Origin of the sequence: Nonomuraea sp. NPDC005650, assembly GCF_040605375.1 — a bacterium.
Lineage (GTDB): Bacteria > Actinomycetota > Actinomycetes > Streptosporangiales > Streptosporangiaceae > Nonomuraea.
Genome location: NZ_JBEXCR010000006.1, coordinates 14,524 through 35,828 on the forward strand (window position 1 = coordinate 14,524; position 21,305 = coordinate 35,828).

A 21,305-nucleotide genomic window follows, 5' to 3' on the forward strand; every position below is an offset into this window, starting at 1 on the left:
TAGCGGCCGTCATGGCGCTGGCCATGACCGGCTGCACTGCCGCCGGGCCCGGGGAGCAGGGGACCACGGGAGCCCAGCAGGAACAGCAGCAGCAGTCTCCCACCAAGTCCGAGCCGGCGCCCGAGGCGCCGCCGAAGGTGGACGACGGCTGGCCACGCTGGGGCTTCACCCATACGGGCGTCAGCGCCAACAACATCACCCCGCAGTTCGAACGCGACGTCGCCGGGCGGCTCTCGCAGACCCCGATGCTGCAGAACCAGCACATCATGGGGTTCGGAGCGCTCAATCCCGAGCCCTACCCGGGGCAGTACTTCTGGGAGGACCTCGACAGCCGGATCAACCTGATGAGGGAGTCCGGCGGCGTCCCCGTCATCACGCTCTGCTGCGCCCCCGACTGGATGAAGGGCGGCCCCGAGGGCCCCACCGAGGAGTCGGCCTGGGCCGAGCACCTGGAGGACGCCCCCTACCCCGAGCACTTCGACGACTTCGCCAAGCTGGCGGCGGCCGTGGCCACGAGGTACAAGGACGTCAAGTACTTCATGGTCTGGAACGAGTTCAAGGGCTTCTGGCGCGACCACTCCAAGCCCGCCGACTACAAGGGCTACACCGAGCTGTACAACAAGGTGTACGCCGCGGTGAAGCAGGCCCGGCCCGACGCCCAGATCGGCGGCCCGTACCTCGGCTTCGACAGCAACAAGCGCGGACAGTCCGAGTTGCGCGGCGACTGGGGGGTCGTCAACCAGAACGTGCTGGACGCCTTCGACTACTGGTTCAAGAACAAGAAGGGCGCCGACTTCGTCGTGGTCGACGGCGCCTCGCCCACGGACGCGCACGAGCTGCTGCCCGACGAGTTCGGGGCACTGGCGAAGTTCGGCGCGGTCACCAAGTGGCTGCGCGACAAGGTCGGCGACCTGCCGGTCTGGTGGTCGGAGTGGTATTTCGTGCCCGAGGACGGCACCACTTGGCCCGAGAACAAGCGGATCGCGGTGCAGGCCGCCTCGATGATCGAGTTCGCGCGGAGCGGAGCCGCCACGGCCCTGTACTGGAACCCGCAGACCAAGGACAGCGCCTGCCAGGCGTGCCTGTGGGACCCGCGCAGCGGCGCCGAGACGGACACCGGCCGGCTGGTGGCGAACTTCGTCAAGTGGTTCCCCGCCGGGGCCGAGCTGGACCAGGTCACCTCGTCGGACTCCAAGGTCAGGGTGCTGGCGCAGCCGCAGCAACTGCTGCTGGTCAACACCGCCGACTCCGCCGTGACCACGACCGTGGACGGCAAGGAGTACGCGCTCAAGGCGTACGAGATCAAGTGGACCGGTCGCTGAGGGGCGCAACCCCAGGGTAATCCCTGGGCCGTTCCCTGTGTCGCGGCCCGCCCCCGGCGCGGAGCCTGGGGGCATGGCCGCGGCGTGCTGGTCGCGATGCCGGACACGGGCTTCTACCGGCACCCCTTCTACGACCACCACGGCTACAACTACAACGCCACGCTCGCCCCGGACGCCACCTCGGTCCAGCACGACGAGTTCGGGCACGGCACCGCGGAGGCCGCGAACATCTTCGCCATCGCCGGGGTGAGCGCGCTGCTCAAGCAGGCGCAGCCGGGGCTGTCGCCGGACCTCGTCAAGGCCATACTCAAGGCGTCGGCGCGGGACGTGCTCGACGGCAAGAGCGCGATGGGCGAGGTGGCCACGGACGGCTACGACGGGCCGACCGGGTCGGGGCTCGTGAACGCGGAGGCCGCGTACCGGCTGGCCCGCTCGGTCACGCCGCGCAACCTCCACACCCTCCCGCCGCCGCGCTGACGGGGATCAGGACCCGCCCTCGCCCTGCTGCCGCAGCAGGGCGAGGGCCGCCTGCTTGGCCGTGGCGGCGGCATCGCGCGCGCCATGGTGGTCGGCGAGCACGGTGGCGCCCTCGACCAGCATCAGCAGTTGCCTGCCCAGGACCTCCGGGTCCCGCGCGCCGGCCCGGCGGGCGATGCCGGTCAGCAGGTCGAGGTGGCGGTCGAGGTGCCGGGCGGCGACGGTGCGCGGGACGCCGTCGTGCCACTGGGCGGAGGCGTTGACGATCGCGCAGCCGCGGAAGGCGGGCTCGGTGTACCAGGTGGCGAGCGCGTCGAACACCGCGGCGAGCTGGCCGGCCGGGTCGTCGCCCGCCGCCTGCGCCGCCTCGCGCAGCCAGCGTACGACGTGGTCGCTGCGGGCTTCGAGGACCGCCTGGACCAGCCCGTCCTTGGAGCCGAAGTGCCGGTAGAGGGTCTCCTTGGACGCGCCGACGGTCGCGCACAGCTCGGCCACGCCGATGCCGTCGAGGCCGCGCTCGTACAGCAGGCCGGTGGCGGCGCGCAGGATCGTCGCCCGGGTCTGGACGGGGTCGAGGGACGCGCCTTTGGGTACGGGCATGCGTCAGATCGTACCGGTCGGTTCCAAGTCTCTGCTAAGTTTCACGGCGAAACGACCGGTTCGATGACGGACGGAGACCCGCGTGACCGACGCGTACGACCCCCCTGCCACGCTCACCCCGGCGGCCGGCACGCCGGCGGTCACGTTCGAGAGCGGCGGCCACCGGCTGCTCGGCGTCCTGCACCTGCCGGCCGGGCCCGGGCCCCATCCGATCGTGGTGCTGCTGCACGGCTTCCCGGGCAACGAGCGCAACTTCGACCTGGCCCAGGCGCTGCGCCGGGCCGGCTACGCGGCGCTGGTCTTCCACTACCGGGGGTCGTGGGGCGTCGGCGGGTCCTGGTCGTGGCGCCACGTGCTGGAGGACGCGGCCCGCGTGGTGGAGTCCGTACGCCTGGACGACCGGCTGGATCCGGCGCGGCTGGGCGTGGTGGGGCACAGCCTGGGCGGGTTCGCGGCGCTGATGACGGCCGCCGCCGACCCGGCGGTCCGCGCGGTCGCGTCGGTGGCGGCGTTCGACCTGGGGGCGGGCGCGGCGGCCGGCCTGGCGGACCCGGCGGTGCGGGCGGGATACGTACGGGATTGGGAAGGCGAGTTGCTGCCGCTCCAGGGCACCAGCGCCGCGGCGCTGGTGGCCGAGATGGAGGCGGCGGGGCAGGAGTGGAGCCTGGCGGCGCTCGCGCCGCGCCTGGCCGACCGGCCCGTGCTGCTCGTCGGGACCGGACGCGATCCCGTCACGCCCGCCGAGACCCACCACCATCCGCTGGTCCAGGCTTACCAGGCGCATCCGGTGCCCCGACTGGAGCACCATCTCTTCCCCACCGACCACGCCCTGTCCGACCACCGGCTGACCCTGGCCCGCACGGTCGTTGACTTCCTGAGCCGCACGCTCCACTCTTGACGCCTCTGGTGGGGTTTTGGAAAAGATCTATACTTTTGTCCGAAACTCTCCCGGCATCCTCCCTTAACCCTCAGGAGGGCATCACCGTGGCAAGCAAGACGAAGACCCGGGTCGGACTGGTCGCCGGCGGGCTCGGCGCATATTGGCCGCAGTTCCCCGACCTCCTCCCCCAGCTCCAGCGATCGGCCGACCGGGTCTCCGAACGGATGCGGGAGCTGGACGCGGAGATCGTGGACGTCGGATTCATCTCCGACGCCCAGGAGGGCGCGGTCGCTGCCGAGAAGCTGCGCGCCGCCGACTGCGACCTCATCGTCGGGTTCCTCACCACCTACATGACGGCCACCATGCTCGTGCCCATCGCGCAGCGCAGCGGTGCTCCCGTGCTGCTGATCAACCTGCAGCCGACCGAGTCGATGGACCACGCCACGTTCGACACCGGACAGTGGCTCGCCTACTGCGGCGCCTGCCCGCTCCCCGAGATGGCCAACGCCTTCCAGCGGTGCGGCATCCCGTTCCGCTCGGTGTCGGGCTACCTGGAGGACGAGCGCGCCTGGGCCCGCATCACGAGCTGGGTGCGCGCCGCCGGGGCCCGTGCGGCCCTGCGGCACGGCCGCCACGGCCTGATGGGGCACCTCTACCCCGGCATGCTGGACGTCTCCACCGACCTCACGCTCGTCTCGGCGAACTTCGGCGGGCACGTCGAGGTGCTGGAGTTCGACGACCTGCGGGTACGCGTGGAGAAGGTCACGGACGCCGAGGTCGCCGCCAAGCGCGCCGAGACCGAGAAGATCTTCGAGCTGGCCGACACCGTCAACGCCGTCGACCTCGAGTGGGCCTGCCGCGTCTCGGTCGGCCTGGACCGGCTGGTCGAGGACTTCTCCCTGGACAGCCTGGCGTACTACCACCGCGGCCTGGACGGCGAGACGCACGAGCGGCTGGGCGCCGGGATGATCCTGGGCGCGTCCCTGCTCACCGCGCGCGGCATCCCGGCGGCGGGCGAGTACGAGCTGCGTACCAGCCTGGCCATGCTGATCATGGACCGGCTGGGCGCGGGCGGGTCGTTCACCGAGCTCCAGGCGCTGGACTTCCACCGCGGCCACGTCGAGATGGGGCACGACGGCCCCGCCCACCTGGCCATCAGCGCCCGCAGGCCGCTCCTGCGCGGGCTCGGCGTCTATCACGGGAAGCGGGGGTGGGGCGTTTCCGTGGAGTTCGACGTCAAGCACGGGCCGGTGACGGCGTTCGGGATCATCCAGCGCCGCGACGGCCGCTTCGCCCTGGTGGCCTCGGAGGGCGAGACCGTGGACGGGCCGCACCTGCAGATCGGGAACACGACGTCCCGCGTGGACTTCGGCCGGGACCCCGGCGAGTGGACCGACGACTGGAGCGCCACCGGCATGTCCCACCACTGGGCCCTCGGCACCGGCCACCGCGCCGCCGAGATCAAGTCCCTGGCCCACCTGCTGGAGGCGGACTTCATCCAGATCTGACCCAGGGCCGCCTACGCAGGGGCGCCACAGCGCCCCTGACCGGCGCAGGGGCCGACGCGGTGCCAAGCCACCGACGTCACGCCCCCGACCGGCGCTCCTGCTGGGCGGCGCGCTATCGACAACGGCGCGTCGTACGTTGCGGGCGACGCGGCATTTCAGCACGCCCCCCGCCCCGCACGTGCGGCACGCCGCCGGACGCCGCCCGCCGTGAGTGGCGAGCCGTCTCAGGTGGCGGGCGCCCGGCGTGGGCGGGGCCGGTGGGTGGGGGTGGGCCGTTGAGGGCCCGACAAGGGCGTTTGGGGTTACTTTTACCCGTACTTGCCGATCAAGCGACAGACTGCACGCCACCACGGATCTAGGGTCGCGTCCATGGGCTCTCCAGAAGGCGGCGAGCGGGAGTTGATCCTGCGGGCGGCGACCAGGCTGTTCTCGGCGCTCGGCTACGACGGCACCTCCATGGAGCAGATCACCGACGCCGCAGGGGTGGAAGCGGCCACCGTCAGCGCGCATTTCACCAACAAACGGGAGCTCTATCTCACGGTCATGGAGGAGGCGCACCGGGTGCTGGCCGAGGTCATCGTGGCCAGGGCGGACGAGTTGCGGGCCGCCCCGCCCGAGCGGCGGCCGGAGGCGCTGCACCGGTTCGTCGACGGGTACATCGACCTGTGCGCCGAGCATCCCGAGGTGCCCGCGCTGTGGATGCACCGCTGGCTGTCCGACGCCAGCGACATCGACCTGGAGCCGCTCAACGCCCAGCCGCTGACCCAGCGCGCCATCGACAGCATCGACGCGCTCACCGAGCCCGCGAACGCCGACGCGCAGTTCACCACGTACACGATGATCTGGTGCATTCACGGGTTCACGCTGAGCGGGGTGCTCGACGGGACCGGGCAGCGCCGCAACGCCGACGACCCCCGTACGCTGCGGCGTTTCCGCGCGCACATGCACCAGTTGCTCGACCGGGTCCTCAGGCTGTCCGCCTGATCACGAGGTGTGTCAAGAATCCCCGACCGGGGACGGCCGCTTCATGACGAACATTTCGCAAACACGTCAAGCGAGATCTTCCTCAGCGCCCCTCCCCTAGATCTACGCCCTAGCGCATCGTAAGCAATGAGCTACATGCATGCGTGTATCCTGCCCATATGCGAGGTTTCAGGCGATTCGGGCGCTCGCACACCGTGAGCGAGACAGGCTGAGGCGGTGCAGGGCAGCGTCGCCCCGGTGACCGGTTCGTCCCCCCTGGACGAACTGCTGGTCGAAGCCGTCGTCAGCACGCGGGCGCACATCGGCCACGTGTATCTCCTGGACGAGGACGGCGAGGTCCTGAAGATGGACAGCCATCTCGGGCTTCCCCCCATGATCGCCAAGGCGTGGGCCAGGGTCAGGACAAACGACTCCGCCCCGATCACCGCGTCGGTGCGCGAGCAGCGGCTGGTCTGGGTCCCCGACAGGGAGGGCCTGGCGCGCGAGTTCCCGTCGTCGGCGCTGTCCGTGCCGTACGACTTCGCGGCCGCCGCCTTCCCTCTCATCTGCGGCGGCATCGTCTGGGGCGGCATCGTGCTGTTGTGGCCGGCGGGGCAGGTGAACCGGCTGGCCCAGCACCAGCTCGACCTCATCGAGGACGTCGCCGCCCGGATGGCCAAGGTGCTCAAGCAGGCGGCCGAGCAGGGGACGCCGATCAAGCCGGGGCCGCGGCCCCGCATGCTGGACCCCATGCACAAGTCCGATCCGCGGGCCGACCTGGTCGCCCTCGACTGCCTGAACCGGCTGCCCGAGGGCTACGGCTCGCTGGACGCGAACGGCCGCGTCACCCTCCTGACCGCCCCGGCCGCCGACCTGCTGCTCAGCTCCATGTCCGAACTGCTCGGCAAACGCCTGGGCGAGGCGCTGCCGTGGGTGAACGACCCCGCGTACGAGGACGCCTTCCGCAGTGCGATGGTCAGCCGCCAGGTCACCCACTTCACGGCGACCAACCCCGCCGGAGGGCAGTTGTCGTTCCGGCTCTTCCCCGGCCTGTCCGGGATCACCGTGCGCATCACGCCGGCCCTCGGCGCCCGCGGCCCGGGCCACCTGGTGGCCGGCGCCGAGCGGTCGTCCCCGAACATCGCGATGCACGAGATCCTGCACCTGGCGACCAAGCTCTCGCGGGCGGTGACCGCGCAGGAGGTGGTCGACCTGGTGGCCGACCACGTCATGCCCGTCTACAACGTGCAGGCGCTGGCCATCCTGACCTCGAGGGGCGGCCGGCTGCGCGTGGACGCCTCGCGCGGCTACAGCCGGCAGGCCATCCTGGACTTCGACGGCCGCCCCGTGATCCCGCCGGACCCGGCCGACCACTCCTTCGACGCCGGCAAGCCGGCGTTCTACTCCACCTGGGACGAGTTGCGACAGGCGTGCCCGGGCGCGGTCCGCTCGGACGACATGTCCGCCTGGGCCTTCCTGCCGCTGGTCATCTCGGGTCATCCGATCGGCACGTGCGTCCTCGCCTACAAGCGGCCGCACCAGTTCTATCCCAACGAGCGGGCCACGCTGACGGCGCTCGCGGGGCTGATCGCGCAGGCGTACGAGCGGGCCCGGCTGTACGACGTCAAGCACCAGCTCGCCCAGACCCTGCAGAAGAGCCTGCTGCCGCGCAACCTGCCCGAGATCCCCGGCCTGGAGCTGGCCGCCCACTACCTGCCCGCCACGCCCGGCATGGACATCGGCGGCGACTTCTACGACCTCATCCGCCTGAGCGACAGCATGGCCGCGGCGGTCATCGGCGACGTGCAGGGCCACGACGTGACCGCCGCCGCCCTCATGGGCCAGGCCCGCACCGCCATCCACGCCTACGCCACCTCCGGGGCCAGCCCCGGCGAGGTGCTCGCGCGCACCAACCGGCTGCTCTGCGAGCTGGCCCCCGACCGGTTCACGAGCTGCCTGTACGTCAACATCGACCTGCGCAAGCGCATCGCCTGCCTGGCCAGCGCGGGGCACCTGCCGCCGCTGTTCGGCCGGCCCGGCTGGCGTACCGAGGCCATCGACCCGTGCTCCGGGCTGCTGCTCGGTGTGGAACCCGACACCGAGTACGTCACCACGGAGCTGCCGATGCCGCCCGGCTCCGTGCTGGCCCTCTACACCGACGGCCTCATCGAGGAGCCGGGGCGCAGCATCGGCGCGGCCATCGACGACCTGGCGGAGCGCTTCACGCCCTCGTCCGGCCAGCCCCTGCACGACCTGGCGGAGTCGCTCATCAAGCAGGCCACGGCCGAGCAGCGCACGGACGACATCGCGGTGCTCCTCTGCCGGACGTGACCGGACGTGAGGCGCCGACCCCGGTGAACGGGGCCACCACGCGTGACCCCGTTCACCGGAGGCTCAGACCACGGCTCCCGAGACGCGCCGGCGCTTGACGGGCGGCCCGGGAGGCGGCTTCTGGTCGAACCGGGCCAGCCAGACGGCCAGCGGCCCGGCCACGAAGGCGGACGACAGCGTGCCCGTCACGATCCCGGTCACCAGGGCCAGCGCGAAGTCCCGCAACGAGTCTCCGCCGAAGGCCATGAGCGCGACCAGGATGAACAGCGCGCCGAGGCCGGTGTTGACCGTGCGCGGCATGGTCTGCAGGATCGCCGAGTTCACCGCCGTGACGAACGGGCCGCGGGTCGACCACAGCTCGCGTACCCGGTCGAAGACCACGACCTTGTCATTGACCGAGTAGCCGACGATGGTCAGCATCGCGGCCAGGAAGATCCCGTCGACCGGCTTGCCGAGCCACGCGAACAGGCCCGCCACCACGGTCACGTCCACCAGCAGCGCCAGCACCGCCGCCGCGCCGAACGTCCACCTGAACCTGACCGCCAGGTAGGCCAGCTGCATGGCCACGGCCACGCCCAGCGCGACGAGGGCGTTGCGGCGCAGCTCCTGGCCCAGGCTCGGGCCGACGAACTCCTCGCTCCGCTTCGTCACCTCCCCCGCCTCCCGCTCCAGCTCCTGCTCGATCCTGGCCACGTCGTCCAGGCCGAGCCGCCCGGCGCGTACGGTGACGCCGTCGCCGCTCGCCTGCACGACCGCCGAGGGGAACCCGGCACGCGAGACGGCCTGCCCGGCGGCGTCGGCCGACAGGGGCTTGGCGGTGGCGAACTCGACGAGCCGCCCGCCGGTGAACTCCACGCCGAAGTTCAGCCCGCGGGCGAGCAGCCCGGCGACGGCCACCGCGACCAGCGCTCCCGCGATCGCCAGCCACAGCTTCCTGGCCTTCATGAGCTGAGGATTCCGGCGCGTCAGCCAGATCCGTACGGCTCCCGGGGAGCCCAGGCCCGACAGGCGCGGCCCGACCCGGCCGATGACGGCCTGGGTGAGCACGCGGGTGATCAGCATGGCCGAGACCAGCGAGGCCAGCACGCCGACGGCCAGCGTCACGCCGAAGCCCTTGACCGGCCCCGAGGCCAGCCAGAACAGCAGGCCGGCGGCGATGAGGGTGGTGACGTTGGAGTCGGCGATGGCGCTCCACGCGTTCCTGAACCCCCGGTCGAGGGCCGTCTTCAGCCCGCGGCCGCGCCCCTGGGCGTACTCCTCCCTGGCCCGCTCGAAGACCAGCACGTTGGCGTCGATGGCCATGCCGATCGCCAGCACGAACCCGGCCAGCCCCGGCAGCGTGAACGTCGCCCCCATCGCCACCAGCGCCGCGTAGGAGATCAGGCCGTAGCAGGCGAGCGCGATGGTCGAGAGCAGCCCGGACATCCGGTAGACGGCGACGATGAAGGCGGCCGTCAGCGCCAGCCCGGCGACCGCCGCCTTGGCGCTCGCGTCGATGGCCGCCGCGCCGAGCGTCGGGCCGACCGTGCGCTGCTCCACGAGGGAGAGCGGCACGGGCAGCGCGCCGCCCTTGATCAGCACGGCCAGGTCGCGGGCCTCGTCGTAGGTGAACGAGCCCGTGATGTCGGCGCTCCCGCCGGGGATGCCGGTACGGCAGGGGATCGACGGGTCGAGCGGCGGCGAGGAGATGACCTCGTCGTCCAGCACGATCGCGATCCGGCGCTTGGGATCGCCCGCCGGCTCGCACGCCGCCGCGCCGCTCATCCACTGCCAGGCCGCGGCGTCGCGGAAGTCGATGCTCACCCACCAGCCGGGGCCGCGCTGGGGGTCGTTCTGCTCGACGGCGTCGGTGATGCCGTCCCCGGTGATGGCGGCGGGCCCGAGCCGCAGCTGCCCGCCGTTCTCGTCGCGTGCGTTTCCGTCGCCGCCGAGGACGGGGTGGAAGGCGAGCTGCGCGGTACGGCCGATGACCTCGGCCGCCTGCCGCGGGTCGAGCACGCCGGGCAGCTCGACGATGATCCGCCGCTCGCCGGAGCGGACCAGGGTGGGATCGACCACGCCGAGCGCGTCCGCCCGCTGGCGGAGCACGTCGAGGGCGCGGTCGGTGGCGGCCGAGTCGGCCTTGACGGTGGGAGAGTCCCTCGTCTCGAAGACAAGCTGGGTGCCCCCGCGTAGGTCCAGGCCCAGACGCGGGGGGCTGACGAGGGCGAGGATCGAGGAGATCGCGATGACGGCAAGGGCCGTCACCGCACGCCAAACAGGCGCACGGTGCATGAAAGCCTCCACAGGCTCAGATGTGCGGAATGGGGATCTTCAGCACCCTGTGGAGGGAGGCCCCCGCGCCGGGGCCGCCGCCGGGCGGCGATCGGCGGGGACGTCGGCGGCCGGGCTCGCGACCACGGCCGCCCAGGCCCGCCGCGGCACCGGCAGGGCCGACGGCAGCACGGCCGGCCCCGCGGGCCCGGCGGTGCCGAGCAGGCCGTGCCGGGCCTGGCCCACGACCTCCCGGTACGGCTCCCGCTGGAGCCCGTGGGGTTCCTGGACCCGCGCGTGCACCGCCACGACGTGCGAGGCGACCTGGGCATGGGCGGTGGCCGGCAGGAACCACGACAGGAGAAGGAGCAACGCCGCGGGCAGCGTCGTGCGCATGTCGCCTCCTTCTCCTCGCTGCTCAACCTAGCCCAGGTTCGAACGTGCGACGCCGTCGGCGGTCCAGCGCCGGAAACGATCTGGCCCCTTCGGTGCCCGCGTGCGACGATCAATGCACGGAGGACGGGAGGGTCGATGTCCGGTCTGTCGTTCGAGCCCTTGACCCCGACGAGCTTTCTCGAACGGTCGGCGACCGTGTTCGCGCGGCGGCTCGCGGTCGTGGACGGGGAGATCGCGTTCACCTACGCCGAGCTGTGGGAGCGGGTCCGGCGGCTGGCCGGCGGGCTGGCCGCGACCGGCGTGCGGCCGGGCGACCGGGTGGCGGCGCTGAGCGCCAACGGGCACCTGCTGCTGGAGGCGACGTTCGGCGTGCCGGCGGCGGGCGCGATCCTGGTGCCGATGAACATCCGGCTGTCGCCCGGCGAGCTGGCCTACATCCTCGATCACGCCGAGGTGTCCGTGCTGCTGCACGACGCCGAGCACGCCGACCTGGCCCGGTCGGCGTCGGAGGCGAGCGGCTCCCGGCCGCGGCTGGTGTGCGAGGGCGCCGAGTACGAGTCGCTGCTGGCCGGGGCCGAACCGCGGCTGGTCCGGGTGGCGGACGAGCTGTCGCCGCTGTCGATCAACTACACGAGCGGGACGACCGGACGGCCGAAAGGCGTCGTGTACCACCACCGGGGCGCCTACCTGCAGGCCCTGGCCATGGCCGTGCACACCCGGCTCGACGCCGCGAGCGGCTACCTGTGGACCCTGCCCATGTTCCACTGCCACGGGTGGTGCTTCCCCTGGGCGGTGACCCTGGCCGGCGCCCGCCACGTCTGCCTGCGCAAGGTGGAGCCGGGCCACGCCTGGCGGCTGATCCGCGAGCGGCGGATCACCCACCTGTGCGGCGCCCCGACGGTGCTCACGTCCCTGCTGGCCCACCCGGCCGCGCCCGCCGACCCGCTCGAACCGCGGCTGCTCGCCTGCGTGGGCGGCGCGCCGCCGAGCCCCGTGCTGCTCGGGCGGGCGCTGCGGGCGGGGATCGACGTGATCCACCTGTACGGGCTCACGGAGACGTACGGACCCGCGGTGATCTGCCAGCCGCAGCCCGAGTGGGACGGCTTGGACGTCGGCGAGCTGGCCGCCCTGACCGCCAGGCAGGGCGTGGGCAACGTGATCGCCCAGCGGATCAGGGTGGTCGACGAGGAGGGCGGCGACGTGCCGGCCGACGCCGCCACGATCGGCGAGATCGCGGTCCGCGGCAACGACGTCATGGTGGGCTATCACCGCGACCCCGAGGCCACGGCCCGGGCCGCGCCCAACGGCTGGTTCCGGACCGGCGACCTGGCGGTGCTGCACCCCGACGGCTACGTGCGCCTGGTGGACCGCGCGAAGGACGTGATCATCTCGGGCGGCGAGAACATCGCCTCGGTCGAGGTGGAGAACGCCCTGGTGAGCCATCCGGCGGTGGCGGAGGCCGCCGTCGTCGCCAGGCCCGACGTCCACTGGGGCGAGGTGCCCGTCGCGTACGTGAGCCTGGCCACCGGGGCGAGCACCACAGAGGACGAGCTGATCGAGCACGTACGGGGACGGATCGCGCATTTCAAGGCGCCCAAGGCGGTGTCCTTCTGCGAGCTGCCCAAGACCTCCACGGGGAAGATCCAGAAGACCGTGCTCAGGGAGCGGGCGGCGCGCACAGACCGAGCTCGACCAGAGCCTGAGCGATCTTGACGGCCTCCTCAGGGTTCCCGGACAGCTCACCGACCTTCAACGGGCCGTTCGTGAGGCGTGCGCAGGCCGCCGCGACCGCGCCCGGCACCCGGAACGTCCGGTCGCCGACCTTGATCCCCGACTCGCCGATCAGCGGCCACGTGCCGGGACGCAGCGCGATCCGGTCGGACAGCCCGATCGAAGTGCCGAGCAGCGCCTGGCTGAAGAGGCCGCCCTGGTGCGGCTCCCCGAAGGCGGGCCTGCTGTAGATCAGCTCGTGGATGGCGGGGGCGGTGGCCGCCTCGGTCAGCGCCGCCGCGAGGCGGTCGGCGTACTGCCTGACCATGGGCTGGACGCGCTCGGCGAGGCCGGGGCCCATGGGCAGCGCCGCGGCGTACTCGTCGGAGCGCAGCAGGTCCGTGACAAACCCCTTCAGCAGGTCCGCCCAGGTCAGGGTGTTGACGCTGATCGTGACGTGGACGGAGGCGGAGGCGGCCGTACGCACGAGGTGCGGCATCCCCCGGGGGACGTGGAGCACGTCGCCCGCGCGCAGCTCGTACGTGGCGCCGTCCCGCTCCGTGGCGACGAGCTTCCCGATGCCGGGATTCGGCACGATCTCGTCGAACAACGTCCACTGCTTGGCCCCGTACGCCTGGATCACGATGATGTCCTGGGCGTCGCAGTGGACGTCGAACGCCCGCGCGCCCGGCGGCGCGACGTAGACGTTGGCGTCCACGGGGTGCCCGACGTCCCGCTCGACGGTCTTGCAGAGCTCGTGCAGGCGCGGGAGCAGGAGGTTCACGGTGCCCAGGACGAGGGTCGCGCCCTCGCGGTGGAGCTGGACCACCTTGCCCGGGTCGACCACGTCGTCGAGACCGGCGTAGCCGAAGGTGGACGGCGAGGTGTAGCGGGCCGGGGGGATGACGGACCCGTCCTTGACCACGCGGATCCCGGGCGCCCGCAGGCCGCTGCCGGTCAGGACGCGGTCGATGTCCGCCACGGAGGCGATCTCGCCGGGGTCCGGCACCGCGCCGGGCCGGAAGACCGCCCGCCGGGCCGGGAATTCGTCGCCCACGAGGTCCGCGAGGCTCAGCATGGTCCATCTCCTCATGTGTCAGTCGAGCAGCAGGGCGGCGTCCCAGCCCGTCGCGGGCGGCCGGCCGGTCGCGTGGTGGTGCAGCGCGAGCGCGATCCCGGCCGCTCCTTCGAGCAGTCCCACGCGGTCCGGAGCCACCTCGGTGCCTCCCGTCGCGGAGTACCTGAAGCCGAACGGGGCCTCGGGGCGGAACTCGCCGGCGATCCGCGCGGCCAGCCCGTCGGCCGCTTCGAGCAGCGCCTCGTCGCCGGTCTCGCGCCCCACGCGGCAGGTGACGTGGAGCATCCCGGCCCAGCCGTGGCAGAGGCCCGCGTCGACCATGCCCCATTCGTCCCAGGGCCGGGCGAGCGCCGTACGGAGCCCGCGTACGGCGGCCTCCCGCCACTGCGGCCGGTCGAGCGCCTGTCCCGCCAGGAAGAGGGCGCGGGCGACGCCCGCGGCGCCGTAGCACCACGCGGGCCGGATGGGCGGCCCGGCGGGGACGGCCCGTTCGAGCTGGTGCCGCAGGGGGACGGTGGGCGGCCAGGAGCCGTCGTGTTCCCATTCGAGCAGCCAGGTCGCGATGCGTTCCATCGCCTCCTCGTGGCCCGGCAGCCGGTAGCCCTCGCGGTGGGCGATGGCGAGCAGGGCCAGCGGGCCGGGGATCCCGTGGGCGAGGCCGAGGTTGAAGTGGCCCTCGCCGGCATGCCCGCCCTTGACGGAGGCGTGCGGCACCAGCCAGCCGGGGACGCCCTCCGAACGCGGCTCGGTCAGAGCGATCAGGTACGCCAGCGGCTCCGTGTCGCCGTACGACAGCGCCACGCGGCCCAGCCCGGTGAGCCCTTCGATGACGTCGTACGCGCTGAAGCTCACCTCGCCCCGGCGCGTCTCCTCCTCGGCGCGCTGCTTGATCAGCTCCCGCACGGCCGGCTCGGCACGGGCCAGCAGCCCGGCGTAGTCGCCCGGCCGGGTCACCGCCGCCCTGATCGCGAACAGCAGCGCCGGCAGCCCGTCGATCAGCCCGTGCCGCCCCGCCTGGGACGTGGCCGCGGCGGCGAGGAAGGCGTGGGCACTCTGGCGGCGACCGAGCTCGCTGTGCAGGAGCGCGACCCCGAGATAGCCCTCGTTCAGCGACATCGCGTGCCACACCAGGGGGCGGCGGCCGTCGAGGAGGCGGTCCTGGTTGGCCGAGGCCACCCGGGCCACCTCGACGGGGTCGGCCAGCCGCCGCGCGACCTCCTCGACGATCTCCGCGGTCTCTGTCATCGCCCGTGCCTCGCCCGGTCGCGCAGGGCCTGGACGGCGCCGCGGGCGATGGCGTACGAGGCGCCCTCGGCGGTCTTGGAGGCGCCGACCAGCCGGTTGTGGTGCATGTGCAGCAGCGCCTGGAGGGGTGACCTGCGCTCCAGCGAGCGGATCAGCTCGCCGTACGCGGTCACCGCCGGCCTGCGGGCCCGCCAGATCTCCGCCAGCCGCGGGTCGAGGCCAGCGCCGCCGACCACCTCGACGGCGCTGCTCCTGATCGCCTGGAACGCGCGATGGTGCTCGTCCACCGGGTACGCGGCCAGCAGCCGGTCCTCCCACCCCGGCCCGTGGAAGGCCCGGGCCAGGTCGGCGTAGTTGGCCGCGGCCAGGAGCTCCGGCCGCAGGTCGAGCTGGAGGCGCAGCTGGGCCAGCACCGCCTCGCTGTCGGCCGCGAACACCCGCTCGGCCGCCTCCAGCGCCTCCGTCCCGCCGTACCGGTCGATCTCCGGCTCGTACGTGTCGAGCTGCACCGTGCGGGCGAGCCCGGCCCGGCACAGGTCCGCGGCCCAGTCGTGCACCAGGGGCAGCACGTCGCGCTGGAGCAGGGCCGGATCCCCGTGGAAGCGCAGGCGCAGGTGGGCGCCGGGATCGAAGTAGCGGATGAAGAACCAGCGGTCCACGCCGCCGGGCAGCGCGTCCAGCAGCACGGGGAACCGCTGCCTGAGCAGGTCCGTGTGCCGGTCGGCCGAGGCGTACAGCTTGGCGAACAGCCACTCGCCGCCGGGGTGGTGCCGCACGACCGGCGTCCCCGCGCGGGCCGAGGTGCGCACCGCGGGCTCCGGCGCGGCCGAGCGGAGCGTCACGACCAGCTCGTTGGCGTGGCCGCCCAGCCAGCCCGCCCCGAACCCACTGCCGCCCGGCGACTCCACCAGCAGGGTGCTCGGCCTGCGGGCCAGCTCGTCACGCAGGATCCGGCGGTGCAGCGGGGCGTCGAGGTCGAGCCCGATGCGGTTGTCGCCGTTGGTCAGGTAGACCTCGCCGGGCACCTGCCACCGCTCGCGCCAGGCGTCGAAGCCCCGGTCCCAGTCGGCGTCCGGCGCCTTCCTGTCGTTGAGCTCGGCGGCGGGCCGCCAGATGGCCGAGGCCAGGATCGTACGGCCGCGGCGCACACGCGGCAGGAACGGCAGCACGCCGCCCGCCCCGGCCCAGTCCCACCCCTTGCACGCCCGGTGCCGGTCCTCGCCCAGCTCGTAGATGAAGCGGACCAGCTCCAGGGCGACGCTGGGGACGACGAGCATGTGGAGGGTGGCGGGCACGATCTCCGCGTCGAGCCGCGGGCAGAACAGGAACAGCCGCTCGCCGGTGGCCCCCACCACCAGGTCGTCGAGGGTGAGCACCGACGGGTCGCCGCGGTCGGCGTACCGGCCGATGGGCAGCGTGCGGTCGGCCAGGGTCGGCACGCGGGCCACGTTCGAGATCCGCGACCACGCCGGCTGGAACGTCACCTGCGCCGGCACAGCGCTTCCACCCGGGCCTCCACCCGGGCCCCCGGCCTCGCGCCACAGCCGCGCCGTCTGGTCGCGCAGCTCGCCGAGGAGGTACGTGAACCGCCCGCTCATGGCCCCGCCACGGCGCGAGATCGGCATGTTCGCCAGCACCAGCCGGAAGTCGCCCCGGTCCAGCGCCTCCACCGAGTCGGCCAGCAGGTGGGCGCCGACCTCCAGCACCTCGGGCAGCCGCCCGTCGTCCGCGCCGGCCAGCCGGGCGAGGGTGGCGTCGTCCAGCTCCACCTCGCGCACGCCGTCGAAGACCGCGCCCTGGGCCAGCTCGCCGAGCACCTTGTCGCGGTAGCGGTCCCCCTCGGAGTCGGCGTCCGCGCGCTCGGAGGCCCGGTAGCCGGCCGGGGCGCCCAGCCCGAACTCGGGGTCCAGCAGCTCCTTGATCGGGACGAGCCGGGCGGTGCCGTACCTCGTCACGAACTCCTCGAAGTAGCGGCGCAGGTGGTCGGAGCCCTGGTCGGGCGGGGTGATGCGGGCCAGGACGCCGGCCATCGACTCGAACTCGGCCGCCACCTCGCGCGGGAGCCGCACGTCCACGTCGAGCTTCAGGTCCACGTGCGGCGCGTGGTGGTCGGGGCGCAGCCGCCTGGTGGCGCGGAGCAGGGCGTTCCAGGCGGGCAGGCCCTCGCCCGGCGCGGGCCCGGCGTACGCGCGCAGCGCCGCGGCGACCTCCTCCAGCCCCTCGTCACGCGGGAGCCGGGATGCGACGTGCGCGATCGGGTCGGGGGCGTCGTCGGGGGGAACGAGCTCGGTGAGCAGCACCGTTCGCTCGACGAGCTGCGCCAGCGCGCCCTCCACCCGCTCGCGCGTCCCCTGCGGGAAGGCCGCGTGCAGCTGGTCCGCCAGCTCGCCGAACAGCACCGGCCGCCGCGCCCGCTCCATCACCACGCGAACCAGGGCGGTCAGGCGGACCGACACCTCTCGCACCGCGCCCTCGCCGTCCTGCGGGAGGTACGGCAGGGCCAGCCGGTCGCCGCGGGCGAAGCACAGGTCGTTGAGCACGACGCGGACCCTCCGGAGCACCTCGGGGTCGCGCTCGCGGTCGCGGATCAGCGCGAGCAGCCAGGCCGTGTCGGGGCGCACCCCCTTCTGGTGGTCCGCCCCGATCCTGGCCTTGGCCGAGTCGTCGAACCTGGCCGCCGCGACCCCCGCCATCAGGCCGAACGGGGTGGGCCTGGTGGCCATGCGCAGCACGTAGCGGGTCGTGGAGACGACGGCGCGGCGCAACTTCTTCGGCTCGACCTGGCGCCCCTCGTGGACGGCGTCGAGCGTGTGCGCGAGTGACGGGCTGGAGACCGCGATCGCCTCCCTGACCAGGGGGTCGGCGGTGGCGGCCCGGAGGTAGCCCGCCGGGTCGCCGTGGTCGCTCCGCGTCCCGTGCCCGCGCGCCGCCGGGAGCGCGCCCATCCGCAGCAACGCGAAATCGGCGGCGACGAATCCTGCCTTGTCGGTCACCTGCTGCCCCTTACCTATGTCCGGGTTGACTGAGGACCGTACCATCGCATTTTCGCCGCCGTAAAACCCTTTCAAGTTATTCGAAACGGCGCCCCCATCTCCGTCCGCTCTGTAGGGTCACTCACCGATCAACTCTTACGAGGGAAATCGACGAAGAAAGGGAGACGATATGAGTCCAGTGGCCCAGCTCGACCTCAGCGAGGACGTGTTCGACCTCGACATCGAGCTCGTCGTGGAGTCCGGCGCCGTGCCGCCGATCTACGCCTGCAGCGGCTCCGACAACACCTGCGGGACCCAGGTGTCGTGGAGCGGGACGTGCGCCGGCACGCAGGACTGCGGCACGTGTTCGCCCACGTACGGGGCCAAGGCGCCCGGCCGTTGCATCTGATCGCAGGCGCACGGAGGGCCGCCGCCCTGGCCATCGCGCAAGAGGTGGCGGCCCGCCTGGCCCGGCCGGAATCCCTTTCTCCGGCGCCGGACCGGTGGCCCGATTCGCTGGCGCGCGGAAAACTCGGACTCGTCCCGCTTTATGCGGCGCTGGATGGCCTGGCGCCGAATTCAGAATGGGACGTGTCCGGCCATCATATTCTCAAGGACGGCACATTTACCGGACCGGGCGGAACGGCCGGACTTTTCTCGGGTGGGCTCGCCGGATTCGGCGTCGCGGCGGCGCTGATGGGGCGGCGCGCGGGCCGTTACGGGAAGGTGCTCGGGCGGCTGGACGCGGCGGTGGGGCCCGTGGCGGGCCACGATCTCATCGACGGCACGGCGGGCGCCGGCGTCTACCTGCTCATGAGATCTCCGTCCGCCGGTCTGGAGGCCGTGGCCCGCGAGCTCGCGCGGGGCGCCTCGGCGTGCCCGCCGTTCCCCATGCGCCGGATCCCGCCGGGCTGGTCCGTCGGGGACGGCTACGCCGACTGCGGCCTGGCCCACGGGGTCGCCGGGCCGCTCGCCGTGCTGTCCCTGCTCAGCGGGCATGCCGAGGAGATCGCGCGGCCCGCCGTGGAAACGCTGGCCGAGTGGCTGCTCGGTGCGGCGGTGCGCGACCAGTGGGGGACGGCGTGGCCCGCGGGCGTGGACGGCGCGCAGGCGTACCCGTCGCCGCGGCGGGCGTCGTGGTGCTACGGGGTGCCGGGCGTGGCGCGTGCGCTGTGGCTGGCCGGGGAGGCGCTGGACGAGCCGCGCTACCGCCGTGCCGCCCGCGACGCGATGGCCGAGCTGCTCGACGCCCCGGACGGGTGGGGGCTGGACTCGCTCGGCGTGTGCCACGGGCTCGCGGGGCTGATGCTGATGACGGCGACTTTCGTGACCGGCGCCACGGGCGATGAGCTCGGGGCGGCGGGCGACGGATTCGGAGCGGCGGGCGACGGGTTCGGAGCGGCGGGCGACGGGTTCGGAGCGGCGGGCGACGGGTTCGGAGCGGCGGTGGAGCTGCTGTTCGATCGGGTGTGCGCCGCCTACGACAGCCGCCTGCCGCTCGGCTTCGACGTGGCCGGTCCCGGGTTGCTCAACGGCGCGGCGGGGATCGCCCTGGCGCTGCTGGCCGTGACGGGTGGCCTGGAGACCGCGTCCATGTTCCTGGCGGCTTGATGGGACGGCATCGCGCGGGCGCCCACGACGCCTCGGTCCGCGGGGTCCCCGGGCGCGACCCGCTGTTCGGCCGGGGCATCCGGCTGTCGTTCGGCCAGCTCAGGCACGAAGGGGCGGGGCTGCGCACCGGCTTCGTGTCGATGGTGCGCGAGCTGCCCGGCCTGATCTCCGTCACGGTGCGGCTGGCGCGGCAGGCGGCGCCGAGGGCCCTCGTCGCCGTACTGGTCGCGGAGTTCCTCGGTGGGGTGGCGACGGTGGTCACGCTGCTGGCCACGTACCGGGTGCTCGTGCCCCTCATGACCGGCGGCCCGACGGCCGAACGGATCGCGGCCGGGGTCCCCGCGCTCGTCGCGATGGCCGGTGCGGCGGCGACCGGCAGCGTGATGCGGGCGATCAGCAAGGCGGCGGTCAGCCGCCTCGGGCCCAAGATCGAGCGCCTGGCCTACACGCGCCTGCTGGAGGGGGCCGCCGGCGCGGAGCTGGCGGCGCTGGAGGAGGCGGGGTTCCACAACCTCCTCGAAGCCGCCCGGCAGGGCACCCGCTCGGCGCGCATCGTGATCACGCAGGCGGCCCAGCTGCTCGCCGGCCTCACCACCCTGCTCGCCGTCGGGAGCGTGCTCGGGGTGCTCCATCCGCTGCTCCTGCCGCTCCTGCTGGCCACGGTCGTGCCGAAGGGCTGGAGCGCCGTACGCTCGGCCCGCGCCCGCTTCGCCTCCGTCAAGCGGCAGCTGGAGCTCACCCGGCAGCTCGACGTGCTCAGCGGGCTGCTCACCCGTCCCGACGTCGCGCCCGAGATCCGCGCCCACGGCGCGGGCCCGTTCCTGCTCGGGCACTACGGCCGGCTCTCCTCGCTGGCCGAGGGCGAGCAGGCCCGGCTGGGCCAGGACGAGGCCCGCCTCGCGCTCGCCGGGGACTCCGTCTCCGGCGTCGCGACCGCGATCACGTACGCCACTCTGGCGGGGCTGCTGGTCGCCGACGCCATCCCGCTCGCCGCCGCCGGGGCCGCCGTCATCGCCATCCGCACCGCGAAGGCCGGCCTGACCAGCCTGGTGATGTCGATCAACCAGGTGTACGAGCAGGGCCTGTTCGTCCTGGAGTGGGAACGCGCCTGCGAGGAGGCCGCCCGGCAGCGCCTGCGCAGCGGACCCGTACCCCTTCCCGCACACCCCGTCGAGATCCGCGCCGACAACCTCACCTTCGCCTACCCCGGGCAGACCCGGCCCGCGCTCGACGGCGTCAGCGTCCGGATCCTGCCTGGCGAGATCGTGGCCCTCGTCGGCGCCAACGGCTCCGGCAAGAGCACCCTGGCCAAGCTGCTGGCCGGGCTCTACCTGCCGACCGGCGGCAGCGTCAGCTGGGGCGGCGTGCCCATCGAGCTCCTGAACCGCCGGAGCGTCTTCGACCGGATCGCCCTCGTCGCCCAGGACTTCGCCCGCTGGCCCGCCACGGCCCGCGTCAACGTGGCCCTCGGCCGCGCCGACCAGGCCGACGACCGCGAACGCCTGCGGCGCGCCGGGGCGGCCAGCGGCGCCGACACCGTGGTGGCCTCCCTCCCCGACGGCTGGGAGACGCTGCTGGCCAGGGAGTTCATGGGCGGGACCGATCTGTCGGGAGGGCAGTGGCAGCGGATCGGGCTGGGGCGTGCGTGGTTCCGGGACGCGTCCGTACTGGTCTTCGACGAACCGACCTCGGCGCTCGACCCGAGGGCGGAGATCGAGATCTTCGACAAGGTCGCGGGGCTGGCCGCCATCGGGCGCACGGTCATCCTCATCACCCACCGCCTCACCTCGGTGACGCGCGCGGACCGCGTCTACGTGCTCGAGGGCGGCAAGGTCGTGGAGCACGGCACCCACGAGGGCCTGATGCGCGTGGGCGGCTCGTACGCCGCGATGTACCGCCTCCAGGCCGCCCAGTACGCCCACGCCGACTGACCACCACCTGCCCCACGCCTGGCGCACA

16 protein-coding genes are annotated in these 21,305 nt (G+C 73.2%); 10 read left to right on the forward strand and 6 right to left on the reverse strand.

Going from position 1 to position 21,305, the window contains the following annotated elements:
- Positions 1-23: 23 nt before the first annotated feature.
- Both ABZS69_RS11760 and ABZS69_RS11765 read left to right on the forward strand, forming a co-directional pair.
- Positions 24-1,322 (forward strand): xylan 1,4-beta-xylosidase, encoded by a 1,299-nt coding sequence (locus ABZS69_RS11760; protein WP_355369904.1) that lies wholly within the window; start codon positions 24-26, stop codon positions 1,320-1,322.
- Positions 1,323-1,406: 84 nt separating this feature from the next.
- Positions 1,407-1,799: a hypothetical protein gene (locus ABZS69_RS11765; RefSeq protein WP_355369906.1), complete on the forward strand. Its 393-nt coding sequence runs from the start codon at positions 1,407-1,409 to the stop codon at positions 1,797-1,799.
- A 6-nt stretch (positions 1,800-1,805) separates the two neighbouring features.
- On the opposite strand, the gene ABZS69_RS11770 is transcribed toward ABZS69_RS11765, so the two are convergent.
- A complete protein-coding gene (locus ABZS69_RS11770; protein WP_355369908.1) occupies positions 1,806-2,399 on the reverse strand; it encodes a TetR/AcrR family transcriptional regulator in 594 nt (197 codons plus the stop codon).
- 82 nt (positions 2,400-2,481) lie between these two features.
- On the opposite strand from ABZS69_RS11770, the gene ABZS69_RS11775 reads away from it, so the two are divergent.
- The 4 genes from ABZS69_RS11775 (at position 2,482) to ABZS69_RS11790 (ending at position 8,081) form a co-directional block, all read left to right on the forward strand.
- A complete protein-coding gene (locus ABZS69_RS11775; RefSeq protein ID WP_355369910.1) occupies positions 2,482-3,297 on the forward strand; it encodes an alpha/beta fold hydrolase in 816 nt (271 codons plus the stop codon).
- Positions 3,298-3,383: 86 nt separating this feature from the next.
- A complete protein-coding gene (locus tag ABZS69_RS11780) occupies positions 3,384-4,787 on the forward strand; it encodes an L-fucose/L-arabinose isomerase family protein (RefSeq protein WP_355369912.1) in 1,404 nt (467 codons plus the stop codon).
- A 369-nt stretch (positions 4,788-5,156) separates the two neighbouring features.
- Positions 5,157-5,771 (forward strand): helix-turn-helix domain-containing protein, encoded by a 615-nt coding sequence (locus tag ABZS69_RS11785; protein WP_355369914.1) that lies wholly within the window; start codon positions 5,157-5,159, stop codon positions 5,769-5,771.
- A gap of 237 nt (positions 5,772-6,008) precedes the next feature.
- Positions 6,009-8,081 (forward strand): SpoIIE family protein phosphatase, encoded by a 2,073-nt coding sequence (locus ABZS69_RS11790; RefSeq protein WP_355369916.1) that lies wholly within the window; start codon positions 6,009-6,011, stop codon positions 8,079-8,081.
- Positions 8,082-8,144: 63 nt separating this feature from the next.
- On the opposite strand, the gene secD is transcribed toward ABZS69_RS11790, so the two are convergent.
- Complete coding sequence (secD, locus tag ABZS69_RS11795) at positions 8,145-10,355, reverse strand: protein translocase subunit SecD (protein ID WP_355369918.1); 2,211 nt, start codon at positions 10,353-10,355, stop codon at positions 8,145-8,147.
- Positions 10,356-10,394: 39 nt separating this feature from the next.
- On the reverse strand, positions 10,395-10,730 hold the full coding sequence (locus ABZS69_RS11800; protein ID WP_355369920.1) for a hypothetical protein: 336 nt from the start codon (positions 10,728-10,730) through the stop codon (positions 10,395-10,397).
- Between the two features lie 135 nt (positions 10,731-10,865).
- Here ABZS69_RS11800 and ABZS69_RS11805 point away from each other — a divergent pair, with 135 nt between their 5' ends.
- On the forward strand, positions 10,866-12,443 hold the full coding sequence (locus tag ABZS69_RS11805; RefSeq protein WP_355369922.1) for an AMP-binding protein: 1,578 nt from the start codon (positions 10,866-10,868) through the stop codon (positions 12,441-12,443).
- On the opposite strand, the gene ABZS69_RS11810 is transcribed toward ABZS69_RS11805, so the two are convergent.
- Genes ABZS69_RS11810 through ABZS69_RS11820 form a run of 3 tightly spaced genes read right to left on the reverse strand, consistent with a single transcriptional unit; the run spans position 12,388 to position 17,756 of the window.
- Complete coding sequence (locus tag ABZS69_RS11810; protein ID WP_355369924.1) at positions 12,388-13,518, reverse strand: cupin domain-containing protein; 1,131 nt, start codon at positions 13,516-13,518, stop codon at positions 12,388-12,390. The two genes, ABZS69_RS11805 and ABZS69_RS11810, sit on opposite strands and share 56 nt — an antisense overlap.
- 18 nt (positions 13,519-13,536) lie before the next feature.
- Entirely contained in the window at positions 13,537-14,763 is a 1,227-nt protein-coding gene (locus ABZS69_RS11815) for a lanthionine synthetase C family protein (protein WP_355369926.1), read from the reverse strand.
- Complete coding sequence (locus tag ABZS69_RS11820) at positions 14,760-17,756, reverse strand: lantibiotic dehydratase (protein WP_355369928.1); 2,997 nt, start codon at positions 17,754-17,756, stop codon at positions 14,760-14,762. The genes ABZS69_RS11815 and ABZS69_RS11820 overlap by 4 nt, the downstream gene beginning before the upstream one ends.
- A gap of 169 nt (positions 17,757-17,925) precedes the next feature.
- On the opposite strand from ABZS69_RS11820, the gene ABZS69_RS11825 reads away from it, so the two are divergent.
- From ABZS69_RS11825 to ABZS69_RS11835, 3 genes are read left to right on the forward strand one after another with little or no spacing between them, the layout of a single operon-like run.
- Complete coding sequence (locus ABZS69_RS11825; protein ID WP_355369930.1) at positions 17,926-18,144, forward strand: hypothetical protein; 219 nt, start codon at positions 17,926-17,928, stop codon at positions 18,142-18,144.
- A 44-nt stretch (positions 18,145-18,188) separates the two neighbouring features.
- Positions 18,189-19,346: a lanthionine synthetase LanC family protein gene (locus ABZS69_RS11830; protein ID WP_355370646.1), complete on the forward strand. Its 1,158-nt coding sequence runs from the start codon at positions 18,189-18,191 to the stop codon at positions 19,344-19,346.
- Entirely contained in the window at positions 19,346-21,277 is a 1,932-nt protein-coding gene (locus tag ABZS69_RS11835; RefSeq protein ID WP_355369932.1) for an ABC transporter ATP-binding protein, read from the forward strand. The genes ABZS69_RS11830 and ABZS69_RS11835 overlap by 1 nt, the downstream gene beginning before the upstream one ends.
- Positions 21,278-21,305 lie beyond the last annotated feature (28 nt).

Excerpts from the sequence above, each read along its gene's own strand:
- ABZS69_RS11800 (WP_355369920.1), bottom strand. The coding sequence starts at position 10,730 with ATGCGCACGACGCTGCCCGCGGCGTTGCTCCTTCTCCTGTCGTGGTTC.
- ABZS69_RS11825 (WP_355369930.1), top strand. The coding sequence starts at position 17,926 with ATGAGTCCAGTGGCCCAGCTCGACCTCAGCGAGGACGTGTTCGACCTC.
- ABZS69_RS11805 (WP_355369922.1), top strand. The coding sequence starts at position 10,866 with ATGTCCGGTCTGTCGTTCGAGCCCTTGACCCCGACGAGCTTTCTCGAA.
- ABZS69_RS11760 (WP_355369904.1), top strand. The coding sequence starts at position 24 with ATGACCGGCTGCACTGCCGCCGGGCCCGGGGAGCAGGGGACCACGGGA.
- ABZS69_RS11785 (WP_355369914.1), top strand. The coding sequence starts at position 5,157 with ATGGGCTCTCCAGAAGGCGGCGAGCGGGAGTTGATCCTGCGGGCGGCG.
- ABZS69_RS11770 (WP_355369908.1), bottom strand. The coding sequence starts at position 2,399 with ATGCCCGTACCCAAAGGCGCGTCCCTCGACCCCGTCCAGACCCGGGCG.
- secD (WP_355369918.1), bottom strand. The coding sequence starts at position 10,355 with ATGCACCGTGCGCCTGTTTGGCGTGCGGTGACGGCCCTTGCCGTCATC.
- ABZS69_RS11810 (WP_355369924.1), bottom strand. The coding sequence starts at position 13,518 with ATGCTGAGCCTCGCGGACCTCGTGGGCGACGAATTCCCGGCCCGGCGG.
- ABZS69_RS11815 (WP_355369926.1), bottom strand. The coding sequence starts at position 14,763 with ATGACAGAGACCGCGGAGATCGTCGAGGAGGTCGCGCGGCGGCTGGCC.
- ABZS69_RS11835 (WP_355369932.1), top strand. The coding sequence starts at position 19,346 with ATGGGACGGCATCGCGCGGGCGCCCACGACGCCTCGGTCCGCGGGGTC.